The sequence below is a fragment of the Limosilactobacillus frumenti DSM 13145 genome, from assembly GCF_001436045.1.
Lineage (GTDB): Bacteria > Bacillota > Bacilli > Lactobacillales > Lactobacillaceae > Limosilactobacillus > Limosilactobacillus frumenti.
In genome coordinates, this window is sequence record NZ_AZER01000010.1 from 1 (window position 1) to 15426 (window position 15426).

Annotated in this window: 16 protein-coding genes and 1 pseudogene; 3 read left to right on the plus strand and 14 right to left on the minus strand. The window is 41.9% G+C overall.

Going from position 1 to position 15426, the window contains the following annotated elements; genetic code table 11:
• Positions 1-292 precede the first annotated feature (292 nt).
• The 7 genes from FD27_RS02055 to FD27_RS02085 all read right to left on the minus strand — a co-directional run bounded on the left by FD27_RS02055 (position 293) and on the right by FD27_RS02085 (position 6473).
• The gene (locus FD27_RS02055) at positions 293-541 is read right to left on the minus strand and encodes a DUF1797 family protein (RefSeq protein WP_057748760.1); all 249 of its coding nucleotides are present in this window, start codon (positions 539-541) and stop codon (positions 293-295) included.
• Positions 542-711: 170 nt separating this feature from the next.
• Positions 712-1737: a lysylphosphatidylglycerol synthase transmembrane domain-containing protein gene (locus FD27_RS02060; RefSeq protein WP_057748763.1), complete on the minus strand. Its 1026-nt coding sequence runs from the start codon at positions 1735-1737 to the stop codon at positions 712-714.
• A complete protein-coding gene (locus FD27_RS02065) occupies positions 1734-2765 on the minus strand; it encodes a glycosyltransferase family 4 protein (RefSeq protein ID WP_057748767.1) in 1032 nt (343 codons plus the stop codon). The genes FD27_RS02060 and FD27_RS02065 overlap by 4 nt, the downstream gene beginning before the upstream one ends.
• Before the next feature lie 6 nt (positions 2766-2771).
• Positions 2772-3974, minus strand: coding sequence for a glycosyltransferase family 4 protein (locus tag FD27_RS02070; RefSeq protein ID WP_057748770.1), 1203 nt, complete (start codon positions 3972-3974; stop codon positions 2772-2774).
• A gap of 203 nt (positions 3975-4177) precedes the next feature.
• Complete coding sequence (ptsP, locus tag FD27_RS02075) at positions 4178-5905, minus strand: phosphoenolpyruvate--protein phosphotransferase (protein ID WP_057748773.1); 1728 nt, start codon at positions 5903-5905, stop codon at positions 4178-4180.
• On the minus strand, positions 5905-6171 hold the full coding sequence (locus FD27_RS02080) for a phosphocarrier protein HPr (RefSeq protein WP_057748776.1): 267 nt from the start codon (positions 6169-6171) through the stop codon (positions 5905-5907). Before FD27_RS02080 ends, ptsP begins: the two co-directional genes overlap by 1 nt.
• Before the next feature lie 116 nt (positions 6172-6287).
• Positions 6288-6473, minus strand: a complete 186-nt coding sequence (locus tag FD27_RS02085; RefSeq protein ID WP_057748779.1) for a hypothetical protein — start codon at positions 6471-6473, stop codon at positions 6288-6290.
• Between the two features lie 295 nt (positions 6474-6768).
• Between FD27_RS02085 and FD27_RS02090 the strand changes: the two genes are divergently transcribed.
• On the plus strand, positions 6769-9003 hold the full coding sequence (locus FD27_RS02090) for an ATP-dependent Clp protease ATP-binding subunit (protein ID WP_057748782.1): 2235 nt from the start codon (positions 6769-6771) through the stop codon (positions 9001-9003).
• A gap of 58 nt (positions 9004-9061) precedes the next feature.
• Here FD27_RS02090 and FD27_RS02095 read toward each other — a convergent pair whose 3' ends face one another.
• Positions 9062-9454: a type II toxin-antitoxin system HicB family antitoxin gene (locus FD27_RS02095; protein ID WP_338033852.1), complete on the minus strand. Its 393-nt coding sequence runs from the start codon at positions 9452-9454 to the stop codon at positions 9062-9064.
• Positions 9455-9834: 380 nt separating this feature from the next.
• Between FD27_RS02095 and FD27_RS02100 the strand changes: the two genes are divergently transcribed.
• Positions 9835-10554: a MucBP domain-containing protein gene (locus FD27_RS02100; RefSeq protein ID WP_057748785.1), complete on the plus strand. Its 720-nt coding sequence runs from the start codon at positions 9835-9837 to the stop codon at positions 10552-10554.
• Positions 10547-11332, plus strand: coding sequence for a pyrroline-5-carboxylate reductase (gene proC, locus FD27_RS02105; RefSeq protein ID WP_057748788.1), 786 nt, complete (start codon positions 10547-10549; stop codon positions 11330-11332). Before FD27_RS02100 ends, proC begins: the two co-directional genes overlap by 8 nt.
• A 40-nt stretch (positions 11333-11372) precedes the next feature.
• Here the strand turns inward: proC and FD27_RS02110 are convergent, their stop codons facing one another.
• From FD27_RS02110 to FD27_RS09045, 6 genes and pseudogenes are all read right to left on the minus strand, one after another.
• Complete coding sequence (locus tag FD27_RS02110) at positions 11373-12146, minus strand: hypothetical protein (protein ID WP_057748791.1); 774 nt, start codon at positions 12144-12146, stop codon at positions 11373-11375.
• A 116-nt stretch (positions 12147-12262) separates the two neighbouring features.
• Positions 12263-13045 (minus strand): hypothetical protein, encoded by a 783-nt coding sequence (locus tag FD27_RS02115; protein WP_057748793.1) that lies wholly within the window; start codon positions 13043-13045, stop codon positions 12263-12265.
• A 112-nt stretch (positions 13046-13157) separates the two neighbouring features.
• Positions 13158-13862 carry a hypothetical protein gene (locus tag FD27_RS02120; RefSeq protein ID WP_057748796.1) on the minus strand — a complete coding sequence of 235 codons (705 nt, stop codon included), beginning with the start codon at positions 13860-13862 and terminating at the stop codon, positions 13158-13160.
• Positions 13855-14724, minus strand: a complete 870-nt coding sequence (locus FD27_RS02125; protein ID WP_057748799.1) for an ATP-binding cassette domain-containing protein — start codon at positions 14722-14724, stop codon at positions 13855-13857. The genes FD27_RS02120 and FD27_RS02125 overlap by 8 nt, the downstream gene beginning before the upstream one ends.
• Positions 14705-15088, minus strand: coding sequence for a GntR family transcriptional regulator (locus tag FD27_RS02130; RefSeq protein ID WP_057748804.1), 384 nt, complete (start codon positions 15086-15088; stop codon positions 14705-14707). Before FD27_RS02130 ends, FD27_RS02125 begins: the two co-directional genes overlap by 20 nt.
• Before the next feature lie 184 nt (positions 15089-15272).
• Positions 15273-15426: pseudogene (locus FD27_RS09045) on the minus strand (hypothetical protein); the annotation flags it as partial.

Genomic DNA, 15426 nt, shown 5'->3' on the forward strand with positions numbered 1-15426 from the left:
TTTAGTTCGTCAAAACTTTGTTCAGTTTTCAAAGGTCTACCTCAGTCAGCGTTAAGTGCTAACTGACGTTCAATATTATATCAGATGCTTATTAGAAATGTCAACAACAATTTTTGATGAATGTTATCAACATCTCTTCTGCAATAAGCAGCTTTAATAATATATCATGCGTTCAAGCGACTGTCAATAAGTAATTTGAAAATTTATTTTAATCGCAAGCTTAATGACTGTCCTTCAAACAACGTTAACTAATATACCTTGTTATTCGATGCACGTCAATAGGAAATTAAAATTAAAAAGTATGTTTTAAATCATATAGACTGTTAAACACCTCAATTGCCACTAAATCAAGGTCATCAAAACGGAACCGCTCACGCGGACGATAACGAATAAAGGTGAACTCATCCCCAACGCGACTGTAGCGAACTTCGCAAACAGGTATCCCGAACTGTTCAAAAATCCGTTTTTGAAAATCACTACTCTGATCACGCATCATGGCATGCAGACGACGAATAATCACTTCTAATGTCGACTCCTCCACGTTATCCCTCCTTAACATGTTGCTTATTTTATTGTAACAGAAAAAGTATCAACGCATCTCAAAGGTCACGCGACAATTCAACCAGCAATTTATTTCTGCTATTAAATCACTATCAACTGGAATGCAAGAAAGTACCGGTCATCCAATTGACGACTGGTACTTTTTTGTAATTATTCAATTGTCTTATTCTTGACCTTCTGCGGTGGAACAGCCAAGGCGCCCACTCCGGCAAACATCCCGAAGTAGTAAGTCAGTAATCGCCAAAGTAACATGGCCAATACTAGTTTCGTATTGGAATGAACATACGCAGCAAAAAGAATGGAAAAACTATATTCAGCTCCACCAGCACCACCAGGAATTGGAAACAGGGAAATAATCATAAAGATTAAGACATGAAGACTAACCACCATCACAAAGTTAATATGGTGGACTCCCAACGCAAGTAAGATGAAGTAAGGAATTACATAGTAGAAGAATAGTTGCAAAATAGTCACAACACACACACGAGCCATCTTCCGGTATTCAGTCTTCATCTTTAAGCTTTCTTGATAAAAGGAATCAATCTTTTCATTAAGAGTAATCCTCATTTTTTCATAACGGGGAGCTTTCATGAACCAAGCTAATGGTTTAATTGCCCAATTGGTTAACCGCTTCGTGAAATGATACCAATACATAATCAAAAGCAAGGCCACAATCACTGTTAAATGGATCAAAAAGCCAAACAGAACCAGTAGTGATAAAGCATGTAGTTTTTCTGAAATATAGTGGAAACCGATTAGTAAGCTAATCAAAAAGTTAATGACGATCATTGCCTGAAAAACAACGAATTTCATCAATAAAACAGAACTAGCGATCCCCCCATCAACACCTGACTGCAGCATCGCTAATAATTGTGCTGGCTGGCCACCGGTAGAAAACGGGGTAATGCCGTTAAACAGCTGTTCAATTAAGGGAATCCGAAATGCATCCCGCCACGTGAAGTCACGATAGCGATCTTTCATAAAGATCTTAACAACGACCCCTTCTAAGCCGAGGTACAAGCAAATACAAAGTAAAGCAACTGCCATCCACCACCAGTTAATCAAGTTAAAGTCATGGACTAGTGCAGCAACATTAACATCATGGAGCGCGTAAATAAAAATCCCGGCCCCTAAGGCAAGCATTATTAATAAAACAATCCAGTTGCGTCGGCTCATGATCTTAAGCCCTCCTGTGCCTGCTTAGTGTAGAAATCATACCAAACATGTGCTAAATGATCCTTAGAATATTCATGACTAGCCGCCAAGGCGCGCTGGTGCCAATGATCCAATCGATCTGGATCATCCACTAGCAACGTCAACTTTTGCTGCATTTCATTAACGTCTTTAGCGGGCTCGTAGTCGCCCCCAATAATGGCATGATACAAATCTAAATCACGAAGCATTACTGGCGTCCCACATGAGAATGCTTCGAGCACGGACATGGGAAACAGTTCATTATATGACGGTAAAAGGAACAGGTCCGCCGCATTATTCAACTGAGCAATTTCATCACGTGAGACAATCCCTGTGAATTTGAGATTAGCTGGTGGATTATCGACGACCCGCTTTAATTCTTTATAGCCATCAGTTAACCGACCAAATGAAAAGCCACCGGCCCACACAAATTGAATGCCCGGATTTTGCCGTGCTAATTTGATAAAGTCTGGAACTCCTTTGCGCTCCTGGACCTGTCCACTGCCCAGCACAATAAACTGATCCATCGGCAAACCTAATTGACGACGCAATGAGAGTTTACGCGTTGAACTGACGGGGTGAAAACGGTCCGAGTCAACAAAATTAGGAATATACGTGACTTGTTCCTCGGGGATCCCATACGCTGCCAATTTTGGAATAAAAGTTGGGTTAACCACCACAAGATGATCCATCCGCTTGTAAAAAGCAATCACATACTTGTAAAACCATCCCCGGAATGGTTGGGGAATCTTCAAACTCCCCTCAAGTGTTTCCGGCAAAAAGTGTACATAGCCAATCTTACGGCCACGTTTGGCTGAAAACGTTGATAAATAATAAGTGGGATTAATCGTATGATAGTGACTGATATCGCTTTGCCGGTACTCATTAACGGCAATATCAAACTGCTTACTAAAACGAGTCTTTAATAGGTGCATTAGTTCAAGATACGCTGAACCAACCCCTTGACCAGCCACCTTATCGGCTGATGAAAACATCGTAATTTTAAGCATTGTTGCCTACTCCTTTCGACCAAAAAGGTGGCGGCGGTGAGCGGATCGCTTCTCATCCATTTGCCGCTGACAATCATGATAAAAATTCAGTACCCGTTGAGCAAAAACAGCCGCCGAAATGTCGTGCAATTTTTGATTGCGCTTGGCTTGTTCTTCCTCGGTTCGTGGATTATTGAGATAATGGAGAACCCCGTTAACAAGGTCAATCCGCTTTTGAAAGCTAATTCCAATGGCCGGGTCATCAATTAATTCGTCGGTATATTCACTCCGCATAACCACAATTGGCAAGTCTGATGCCAAGGCCTCATCATAAGTTAGTCCCTGGGATTCAGAATCAGAAGCCGAAACAAACACATCGGCCATTTGGTAATAGTGGTGAACCTCATCATTAGAAACTTCCCCGGCAAACTGGATGTTACCACCAAGTCCCATCTGTCGAACTTGCCGTTCCAATGTTGCTCGTGCGGGACCATCCCCAACTATCAGCAGCTGGACATCAGGACGCTGGGCAATAATGTCCGGCATTGCTTCAATTAATGTATGAATATTCTTTTCAAACGCTAAGCGGCTTAATGATAAAAGGACCGGCGTTTGAGCTGTGTAATCAAACTTTGCCCGTAAAGCAGCAATCTGACTAGCGGAATCTTTCTTACCGTAAATCCGCAGATTGATCCCGGTTGGAATAACCCGGATCGGAGCTTCAACGTGGTAGCTGGTCAGCACATCTAGAACCCGTTCACTGGGTGCAATCACACCGGACATATGACGCAGGTAAAAATGAGCCATGTGAGCAACATCCCGCGGCTTCAAAATATGACCGTTAGCAATATAGTGAAGGTAGTCCTGATACATCGTGTGATATGTATGCAGGCATGGAATGTGCAGATGGTGAGCCACCATCTTTCCCATGATCCCCAGGGCAAATTCTGTCTGGTTATGAACAACATCTAGCTGAAGTTGCTTAGCTACCCGCAGCACCTTTAAGTATCCCCGAACCGCAATCCGCCGGTCAGTAAATGATACCCAGGGAATACTTGGAAAGCGATAAATTCCCGCAGCGACATCACTCTTCTTTGCTTGCGGGTCAGTCGTCGTAAAAATATAAACATTATGCCCCTGGGCAATCAGTTCATCCCGTAAAGTCTTAATTGACGTTGCGACTCCACTGACCTGTGGGAAATATGTATCTGTAAAAATCCCAATATTCAAGCTGTTTGCTCCTTCGTTCAATAAACCATAATGCACTCTATTATACTAGACGACTATCATAACCGCAAAAGCTTCCAAATCATTCTAAGTGCAAAAGCCCATAACAACAAGCATAATAGCAATGCTTAATAATATCTAAAGGTCCAATCATAATTAAATCCCCCAACATCCAGAAAATGGACACTGGGAGATCATCAAATTATTTAATCAACCTTGGGAACATACCGTTTGACCAGTTGCTGAACTTCCTGAGCGCTGCTGGCCCGCAATGCCTTGTGGATCAACGGTTGTAGCTGGCGAGTGTTGAGACTATTAATTAACGAACGGATGTGTAAAATGCTCGAACCATTCATGGAGAATTCATCTAGTCCCATCCCCATCAATAATGGTGTGGCTAACGGGTTGCTGGCCATTTCGCCACACATGCTGACCCATTTACCTTCAGCGTGGGCAGCATCAATGACCTTCTTAACGGTCCGTAAAACTGCTGGATGCAACTCTTGATAAAGATATGAAACGTTCCGGTTTCCACGATCGGCCGCAAACAAGTACTGAATCAGGTCATTGCTACCGATACTAAAGAAGTCGACATCGCGAGCAAAGACGTCCGCCATTACTGCTGCCGAAGGAATTTCTAGCATCATTCCGACTTCAATGTTGCTAGCGACGGGAACGTTTTCCTCACGTAGTTTACGCTTTTCCTCATCTAAAATTTCCCGAGCCCGCTTAAATTCTTCTACAGTTGCAATCATCGGGAACATGATCGCCAGTCGCCCGTATACCGAGGCTCGTAATAATGCTCGTAGCTGAGGACGTAGTGTTTCTGGCCGGGCTAAACCAATCCGGATGGCACGAAAGCCGAGGAAGGGATTGTCTTCATGGGGCAAAGATAGCCCACCAATCTGTTTGTCCCCACCAATATCCATGGTCCGAACCACCACTCGTTGTTCATGGACTCCAGTTAAAAACCTTTTGTAAGCCTGAAGTTGCTGTTCCTCAGTCGGCAGTTTGCTCTGGTTGACGTATAAGAACTCGCTGCGAACCAAGCCAATTCCTTCAGCACCGCTTTGCTGGTAATCGGTCATGTCGGCAGTTGTTCCAACGTTAGCAACTACTTGGAAGTGGCGGCCATCGGTGCTGACCGTTTGTTCATTGCGTAGCGCACCCCAAGCAGCCTGCTCCCGAGCAAATTCGCCAGCCATTCGTTGATAATGGTCAACTTCACCATCAGTTGGCCGAACAATCACTTTGCCGTGAATACCATCAACGATTACAAGATCACCGTCATGAATTTGATCAGTCGCGTTACCAGTCCCCACAACGGCTGGCAAAGACAATGTCTTACTCATAATAGTAAAGTGGGACGTCCGCCCACCCTCGTTGGTCACTAAGCCAGCAACAAAGCGGCGGTCAAACTGAGCCATGTCGGTCGGAGTAATATTTTTCGCCACAAAAATTGCCCGATGGTTCAGATCCGCCGGAGTTGGCAATTTAACCTTCAACAAGTGGGCAAGCATTCGCTTATAAACATCCTGAATTGCCGTCGCCCGTGAATGCAAGTAATCATTATCATTGAGGCGGCTCAAGAGGTTCATCTGTTCATCAGCCACTTGTTGGAGAGCATACTCCGCCGTTTCATGATTATTAGTAATTTGTGTTTCAACTTCCTGTTGGAGTGGGTAGTCATTAAGCATTTTTAGCTGGGCATCGACCACGGCAGCCGCCCGGGCACCTAATGATTGGTGAGCATGCTGGCTGATCGCGGTTAATTCTTTTTGCGTTAAAACAAAAGAATCATGAAGCCGTGCGACCTCATGATTCTCATCATCTGAATGCTTTTGTTTGATTGACAAATCTGACCCCACCAGCAGGAAGGCAGGAGCAATGGCAATGCCGCTGCTCGCTGCGATTCCGTGCAGTAATTGGGACATTAGTCAGTCAAGCCTTCCTTCTTCATAGTAGCAGCGATGTCGTCTAAGGCGTCTTTTTCGTCGTCACCATTAGCAGTGATTGTAACTTGTGCATTTTGGCCAACACCAAGTGACATAACACCCATGATGGACTTTAAATTAACACTCTTGCCTTCATATGACAGGGTAACATCAGCGTTGTACTTGGAAGCAGCTTGAACCAAGATCGTAGCTGGACGAGCGTGAATACCAGTTTCAGAAGTAATTGTAAAGTCACGTTTTTCCATATTATCATTCTCCTTCGAGCATTTTAGCAAATCATTAGTGGATAAACCGCTAACAAATTTCATTAGTTTTATTCTAGCAATTGTCACTCACAAATACAAGATCTCACAAGCGATTATCAATGCTTTTTTAATCGATATGTAAGCGTTCCCCCACGATGAGCCTGACCCACAATTTGGGTCCGGTAGGCGTAGGCGTGAAAAATTGGTTGGAAGTCTTGAAAGTTTTCCGGAGTAATCTCAAACTGATCGATCTTGCCATCGTGTAAGTCTTCAAGTAATTGTTGATAGTCAGTCTCTGCCATTCATTTCACCTCGGTTTATTCACCTATTATTATATGAATAATTATCACAAAAGTCAGTAGGATGATCAGCTTTTTAGCACTCATACACAAAAAGTGCTAAAATTTATAATAGTTTGATACCTAGCGTGAGCCCTTGGCCCAACTAGGATCGACCAGTGATAACCATAATAAAATGATTGGAAACGCAATCCTTTGACTTGCACTCTATCAATTAGTAAGTATAATGTAGTCATTGGTCAAGAAAGGTCAAATGGCTTTGACCACCGGATCCTACTTATTAAGGAGGAATAAATTCATGCTCTGTCAGAATTGTCATCAAAATCCGGCAACGATTCATTTACAAATGAACTTTAATGGGCAGCGGGTCCAAATCGACCTTTGTCAAAGCTGCTATCAAAAATTACAAAATATGCAATCACAAATGATGAACGGAGGTAACGGAATGAACAATTTCAGTTTTGGAAGCCTCGAAGACTTTATGAAAGCCATGAACAATATGCAAAACCAAGCTGCTGGCGCTAATGGTCAAAATATCAACCAAGGCCAACGGCAAGGCGGCAATGGAGGTCGTGGCAAGGGCATCCTCGGGCAATATGGTATTAACCTAACCGACCTCGCCCGGCAAGGAAAGATCGATCCCGTTATCGGTCGTGATAAAGAAATCAAGCGGGTCATTGAAATCTTGAACCGGCGGACGAAGAATAATCCAGTCCTGATTGGTGAAGCCGGGGTTGGTAAGACCGCTGTTGTTGAAGGTTTAGCCACGGCCATTGTTTCGGGACAAGTCCCTGAAAAGTTAGCTAATAAGGAAATCATCCGGCTAGATGTTGTTTCATTGGTTCAAGGAACGGGAATCCGTGGTCAGTTCGAACAACGGATGCAGCAATTAATGAAGGAAGTACAAAAGAATAAGAACATTATTCTCTTCATTGACGAAATCCATGAAATCATGGGCGCTGGTAATGCCGAAGGCGGCATGGACGCGGGCAACGTTTTGAAGCCTGCCCTTGCTCGTGGTGACTTCCAATTACTTGGTGCAACGACGCTAAATGAATACCGGAAGATTGAAAAGGATGCTGCCCTGGCACGGCGGTTCCAACCAGTCGAAGTCAACGAGCCATCCGTTGAAGAAACCATTCGGATCCTAAACGGGATCAAGAGTCGGTACGAAGATTACCACCACGTTAAGTACACCGATGATGCCATTGTCGCCGCTGCTAAGTTGTCAGACCGTTACATTCAAGAACGGTTCTTGCCTGACAAGGCCATTGATTTACTTGATGAAGCTGGTTCCAAGAAGAACTTAACTTTGAAGACAGCCGATCCAAACACGATCGAGAATGAGATCCATACGGCTGAAGCACACAAACAACAAGCAGCTGATAACCAAGACTACGAAAAAGCCGCCTTCTACCGTGACCAAGTTACCCGCCTCGAAAAGGCTAAGAAAGAAGCCGAAGAAAACCATACCGAAAAGGCAGCCACGGTAACGGTTGAAGATATGCAAAAGATTGTCGAAGAAAAGACCAATATCCCAGTTGGCGATCTCCAGAAGCAAGAAGAAAACCAGTTACGGGACCTCGACAAGAAGTTGGATGCCCACGTTATTGGGCAGAAAGAAGCCGTTGATAAAATTGCCCGGGCCATTCGGCGGAACCGGATTGGTCTGAATAAGTCTGGTCGGCCAATTGGCTCCTTCCTCTTCGTTGGACCTACTGGTGTCGGGAAGACTGAAACTGCTAAGCAATTAGCCAAGGTTCTCTTTGGTTCTAAAGATGCCATGATTCGGTTTGATATGTCCGAATACATGGACAAGACTTCAACTTCCAAGCTAATCGGGGCTGCACCAGGTTACGTTGGTTATGAAGAAGCCGGTCAATTGACAGAAAAGGTTCGTCGGCACCCATACAGCTTAATCCTGTTAGACGAAGTTGAAAAAGCGCACCCAGATGTTATGCACATGTTCCTGCAGATCTTGGACGATGGTCGTTTGACTGACTCACAAGGACGGACCGTTTCCTTCAAGGATACAATTATTATCATGACTTCGAATGCCGGGACAGGGGATGCTGAAGCTAGTGTTGGTTTCGGTGCTGAATCCAATGGTTCCACTCACTCCATCATTGATAAGCTGACTAACTACTTCAAGCCAGAATTCCTGAACCGGTTTGATGACATTGTGCAATTCAATGCCTTAACTAAGCCAGACCTGATGAAGATCGTTGGCTTGATGATCACCGATGTGAACAATATGCTGAAGGACAAGGACTTGCACATTGATGTTCCAGAAAACGTTGCTGAAAAGCTCGTTGATCTCGGCTTCAATCCAAAGATGGGGGCACGTCCATTACGGCGGGTCATTCAAGAACAAATTGAAGACCGGATTGCTGATTATGTATTGGATCATAATGATGCTCATAACCTATCTGCCCAGTTAGATGACGATGGCAACATTCAAGTGGTTAGTGCAGAAAGTCAACCGGCTGCTGACAATGACGATGATCAAAACGATAATAACGATCAAGAATAATTGACCTAGAGATAAAATAAATAGCAGACTTGCATACCAGCAGGTCTGCTATTTTTGTTTATATCCTGAGTCTTTCTTTCAATGCTTCTGTAAGGACTTCACTAAAGTTAATTCCCCGCTCTTTACCCAGCTCATTTAAATAGTTGGGGATGGTAAGCGTCTTTTTAACGGCTTTATGATCATGTTTCCGTTTGTATTGTGAAATATTTACTGAAACTAAATTAGTAATTGCTCGTGGATCTTTAACTTTAGGCAAATTAACATTAGATGGCGGTAAAACGTTTTCCAGAGAATAGGTCCCAATATAATCCTGCGCCATTAAGATCGCGTCGGTTAACGTCTTACCCTCAGTTTCCCCATCAAGATCGGGGATTTCAACATAATAAGGATAATCATCCTCATCACTACTTTTAGTGATAATAATCGGATATATAGCAATTTTGTCCATCATCTTGCACCTCATTTTAAATTGAACTTTTTAATTAACGAGAAATATAAACGATCACTGAACTTAGGGTGTCGTGGTAATTACGTCTTACGATATCCATCCGTCCAGATATCATGATTCCCACCATGACGTAGAAGAAACCACCCATTATCGATAAATTTTTTGATCACGATCCGTCGATGAACCAACAATATTCACATCTTTCACTTATTATTCTATTACACGTATATTAAACGTATGCTAATTTCTTTGTCTATAAATAAAAAACGTAAAAAACTTATTTTGCACGATATTCGTTGTGGTTAGAACTAATTCACAAAAGGTTCATAGAAAAGCGCTATAATTAGTACAGTAAGATAAGCCAAAATAACGGAGTGAACAAAATGCTAGATAAATTCAAAACTGGCAACCCAATTTGGGTTTACTATACCGATATTGATACAAATGAAAATTTGATGGTTCCCCAACTATTGCAAGGATACCTCGGTCAAACATATGAAGTTGATCAAAAGGACTTTCCTAAGTATCGCTTTGTTAAGTCTGAGGGTGATTTAACGGGGACCTTTGATATGTCTCAACGTAGCATTCACCTCTACTACCGAAAAGATAACTGGGGTGAAGTACAAACAATTGAAATGTACTTACGTCTAAATGCAATGACACCGGTTTTTGATAATCCAAATGGCATGCAAGTTGGATCCCCGATTCCGGAAGGGATTGTTGTTAAGGCCTTTCACCGTGTCGCCACTAAATCTGGCGAATTTTGGTATGAAATTGGATCAGATCAGTGGATTAAGTATGACCGCATGGAAGTGGTTGACAATCCGTTTAAAGCTGAGGATCAAGATTTTCAGTCTAAGTTAAGTGAACAAATGTCAGTCATTCCAATGAAGCCGACAAAGGCTACCATTGATTATCTTCCCCACCGGTCCATTGATGTTTATAACAAGCCATATGGTGAAAAGGTCAATGAATTACCAAACGGGCAGATTATTACCATTTATGGCAAGATGAATGATAATGACGAAATTATCTGGTACAAAGTTGGTGAGCAGCAGTTCATCACAGGCAACTATGTAAAATTGGAGGATCAAGATGACTAATCAAAAACGACCATTAGTGGCAGTGATCGGTGCAGGAAACATGGGAACTGCGATTCTAAAAGGATTGAAGAACCTCAACAAGTATGACCTGCTAGTGCAGAACCCCGAAAACCCGCGCGTTAGTAAGTTAGCAGGCCAACTGGGATTTGAATTAGTTCATGATAATGAAGCAGTTGTCGCTAAGCAACCACAATTCGTTATTTTAACTACCCCAGCGCCAGTAACACTTGATGTAGCTAAGGAACTAAAGAAGCTCCCAGCTTCCACCTTTGTGATCTCATCAGCTGCAGGAGTACCACTACATAAGTTAAACCGGCGTATTACAAATTCGATTGTCGCAGCAATGATTCCGAACACGCCCGTTGCTGTAAACGCCGGGACGATTGGCTTAGCAATGGACGCTAACGTTAGTGACAAGGAACGAGCAACCGTGGTTGATTTTCTTAGTCAACTTGGTCAAGTCATCGAAGTTCCGGAAAAACAGCTTGACATTATCGGGGTTGTTGGTGGTTGTGGACCAGCATTTGTGGATGTCTTTATGGATGCCATGTCTGATGCAGCAGTTGCTCATGGTATGAACCGACAAACCGCTTATCAAGTTATTGCTAGCATGGTTAAAGGATCTGGTGCACTGGCCCTGGCAACGAAACAGTCACCGTCTGCGTTGCGCGATGAAGTTACCTCTCCTGCTGGAACGACAATTCGTGGAGTAATGGCGTTAGAGAAGCACGGAATGCGCCATGCAGTGATTGAAGCTGTGAATAAAGCAAGTGACTAAAATAAAGGAGTTAGGTTTTCAATGATCCTAACTCCTTTATTTATTGTCTCTTCAAATTTCCACTATTGACAGAGAACTGGTTATTAATTGGTCGACGATAATTATTCACCGAAGACACAGGTGTAGAGTGATTTCGAGCATGACCTGCCACGTTATTGGCCGCATTCGGTCGTGACTGACTATTTTGAGAAATAGTCGATTGTTGCTCCTCACTACCGCTGGAAGAACTGGAAGAACTCAATGAGCTTTCCTGTGGCTTAATCACAATTTCTTTTGTTACTTGTTTACCATTACGAGTGGCTTTAATATGATACGTTCCTGCACTCTTAAAGTTATAGTAGATAGTATTATGTTTTTTATGACTCTGAGTAGTAAAATCTTTGTACACTTGGCCGGAACGTTGTCCAGTAATTTCAACGTGGGTATCTGGGGATACTTGCAAAGCCATTGAGGCAACACCATTCTGGTTTAAGTGGGTGTCTTTTTTATCATCCCATTTAACATATGGTTTATCAGTTTGATGATGTTTATGGTGCTTTTTGGATTGAGGCTTTGATGATAATTTAGCTGATTGACTGTGCTTATGATGAAATAACTTAATTTTCGCTAATCGCTGGACACGGAGAGTTTGACTATTATAAGCAGAGGCGCCAAAACTAAACACCATTAAAATTACTAATAGCCAATTAATGCATACTCGTCCAGCACTCACAAAACCTCTGCCATGACGGAGGCGCCAAATTTGTATAACATACTGAATTAAGAAAATTGCTAGTGCAAACCCACCAACAACTAACAACATCATTGAGTCCATATTATTATCCCCACGAATTGCCCAAAGTTTTACAATATTAACTATATCATTAATTAGGTAGAATCACCAAGAAACAAACGGGAAACCACATAAATGTGATTTCCCGTTTAATTATTCTATTGATTTTGAATTGGTTGATTGTTGATCATTGGTTGGTTAGAAATTGCTGGCCTGCCACCACTAGTATTGCCTGTGTAGCCACCGCCATAAGAACGACTAGGTGTATAACTGCCACTAGTGTTAGATGAATTACTGCCACCATTATTAGATGAAGGACCACCATTATTAGACGTATGATTAGCGCTAGATGATGAGTTCGATGAACTGTGGCTAGAGGATGATGATGAAATTGAACTACTACTGGATGAAGAACTCTCAGTTTCTTGATCCTTAACAGTTAAGTGTTTAGTAATCTTTTTACCATTCTTAGTGGCAATGATGTCATACTCAGCAGCGTATTCAAACTTGTATTTAACGGTAACTGGACCGTCACCCTTCTTGGTCGTAAACTTCTTATATACAGTGCCAGAACGGTGACCAACAATCTTGACCTTAGTGCCTGGCGAAACAATCAGTTTCATTGGAGCAACGCCATCGTCATTCAGCCGTGCCTTAGCCTTGTCAAAGTTAACGTATAGCTGGTCATTCTCCTCCTCAGGAGATGATGAAGAAGCAATGTCTGTCGGAACCGCCTGTTCATTTTTTGCTCGATGATTTGCATACACGGAACCACCGAAACTACCGACAATTACAAATAGCAATAACCAGTTAAGAAAAGCACGACCACCACTAACATAGTTATCTCCAGCTTTGATTCGGCGAACCTGAACAATGTACTGAAAGATTAACAGTATAACTGCAATAATCCCCACAATAATCAAGATATTTCTGATATTCATAAATCAACTCACCATATTATCTTTCATAATTAGCAATATACTAATTAACTATAACATGAAATGAGTGTTTTGCATCTAATTTTCCACAAAAGACTGTCTCATCGAAAATAAATTAATCACGACGTAATTGAATCCGATCGTTAAAGAACTTCGTCGACCATACCATAATCAACAGGTACGCTCCCCAAGAAACCCAAAAAATGACTGTGAAATTTAATGAATTCAAGACTCGTAAAATAAACTGACTATTGTGGTACAAAACGGATTTATCAATTAACGACAACCAAGAAATTAATGAGACAAACAGAATCAAAGCAACTATTGGCAATCCAATCCCGACAATCCACTTCCACTTACGGTTAAGCAATGCAAACCCGTTACCGATTGCGGCCATAGTAATGACTACACTAAAGTACGCCAAAAGGCTCAGCCAAAACCCAACCCAGTCACCAAACGGATGATCAATCAGTGAACATAGAGATTCCACAGCGTAAGCAACAATTGTTGCCAGTATTAAAGATAGTAGACGGCCGCGCCACATTGTCTTTCGTGAAATACCGTTTTGGATGGTCCACTTGAAATCAGCGTATGGGGTTACCAAAAAATAGAATGGCACGATCCATAACAAAATTTTGGTGACGGTCCCTGGAATAGCTTTCAAACTAACCAAGAAGGAGACCCAATTATGATTAAGCCAAAGATCTAACAGGTATACTATTAATTCAACGCCGACAATCCAGGCAGTAGCAATTAAAAGGGCCATCCCTAAGCGACGGAAGACATTTGTAACCACCATTTGTTGCTTGTGACTAATCATGTTGTTCATCTCCGTTAGTTAAGTAAATAAATAAGTGTTGCAAGTCATAATGATCAATCTTGACCCGGTCAGGAATTACCCGTTGTTCGTCTAATCCGTCAAATACATATGTTGTCTTAATACTCCCCATCGTCTCAGTATAAAGAACATTCAAACCATCAGTATACGTATCAACATCTTTAGCCGGTCCAGAAATAGCATAGGCTTTCTTCAGCAAACTTTCGACATCCGCATCCTCAATGATCTGGTGATCGTTAATGATGATTACGTGTTCCACTAACTGTTGAATTTCTTCAATTAAGTGGGTAGATAAGACAAACGTCCGTGGCTTATTTTGAAAGGCCTTAATGAGTTCCTTATAGAACAATTCCCGGTGGTTAGCGTCTAATCCCAATACTGGTTCGTCCAAAAGAATATAGTCAGCATTAACATTTAGGGCTACCACTAACTTTGCCGCCGTGCGTTGACCAGTGGACAAGTTAGTAAAAATTTCATTTTGGTCTAGTTTAAAGTCCGTTAACATTTGCTCGGCATTCTTAAAGTCAAAGTGTTCATATGCTTCGTCTGCGAGCTCCATCATTCGTTTGATCGTTGTCCGCTTGGTATACATATCAACCTCACTCATTAGGTACATTTTCCCTAATTCATGATCATCATCATTGATGTTATGACTACCGATTTTAATCTCACCGCTGGTCGATAGAACCCGATTGGTAATCAGATTCAATAAAGTTGATTTCCCAGCTCCGTTTCGACCGAGTAGTCCATAAATCTTAGCCGGTGCTAATTGAAATGACAAGTTATCTAAAATAACTTTCTGGCCATACTTCTTCGTCAGTTTATTAACTGTTAATTTTTCCATCTTGCTCACCCCGCTCGATCAAGTCTTGCAAATGCTGCTTCGTAATTCCCAATTTATGAGCTTCTAACAATAGTGTTTTGACATAGTCATTGTAGAAGTCCTCTTTTCGTTGTTCCATAATCTTTTGCTGTGCACCTTTCATTACAAACATTCCTAATCCACGGCGCTTTTCAATTAGGCCTTTATCAACCAGCTGGTTCATACCCTTTAAAACTGTTGCTGGATTAATATGTAGCTGCTGTGATAGTTGAGTTGTAGAAGGAACCTTGTCACCTTCATCAAAGCCACCGGTGAAAATCATTTCTTCGAGTTGGCTAGCAATCTGCTGGTATAAGGGTGACGATTCATCAAAGTGAAATTGCAAAAGATCACCTCCTAGGTAGTTAGTTATATAGTTGATTACTTATGTAACTAACTATATAGGACCGATTAGGATTTTGCAAGTTTAAAATAAAAAATCTAGCACACTGCTAGATTTTCACGCTATTATTATGTAATTCTTGTCAAATATAAAAAAGCTAAGCAAAATAATACCCAGCTCTTAACTATTAGTAAATCATATGACCCCATTGGTCAAAGTAATAATCTTTCCAACTTCCATTAGCTAGTTTAGTACTATGCCAGCCATTAGAAACCATTACTTCGTTATCGAAATAATACCAATGACCATTAATCCATAACCACTGATCTTCAGCAGCAGTA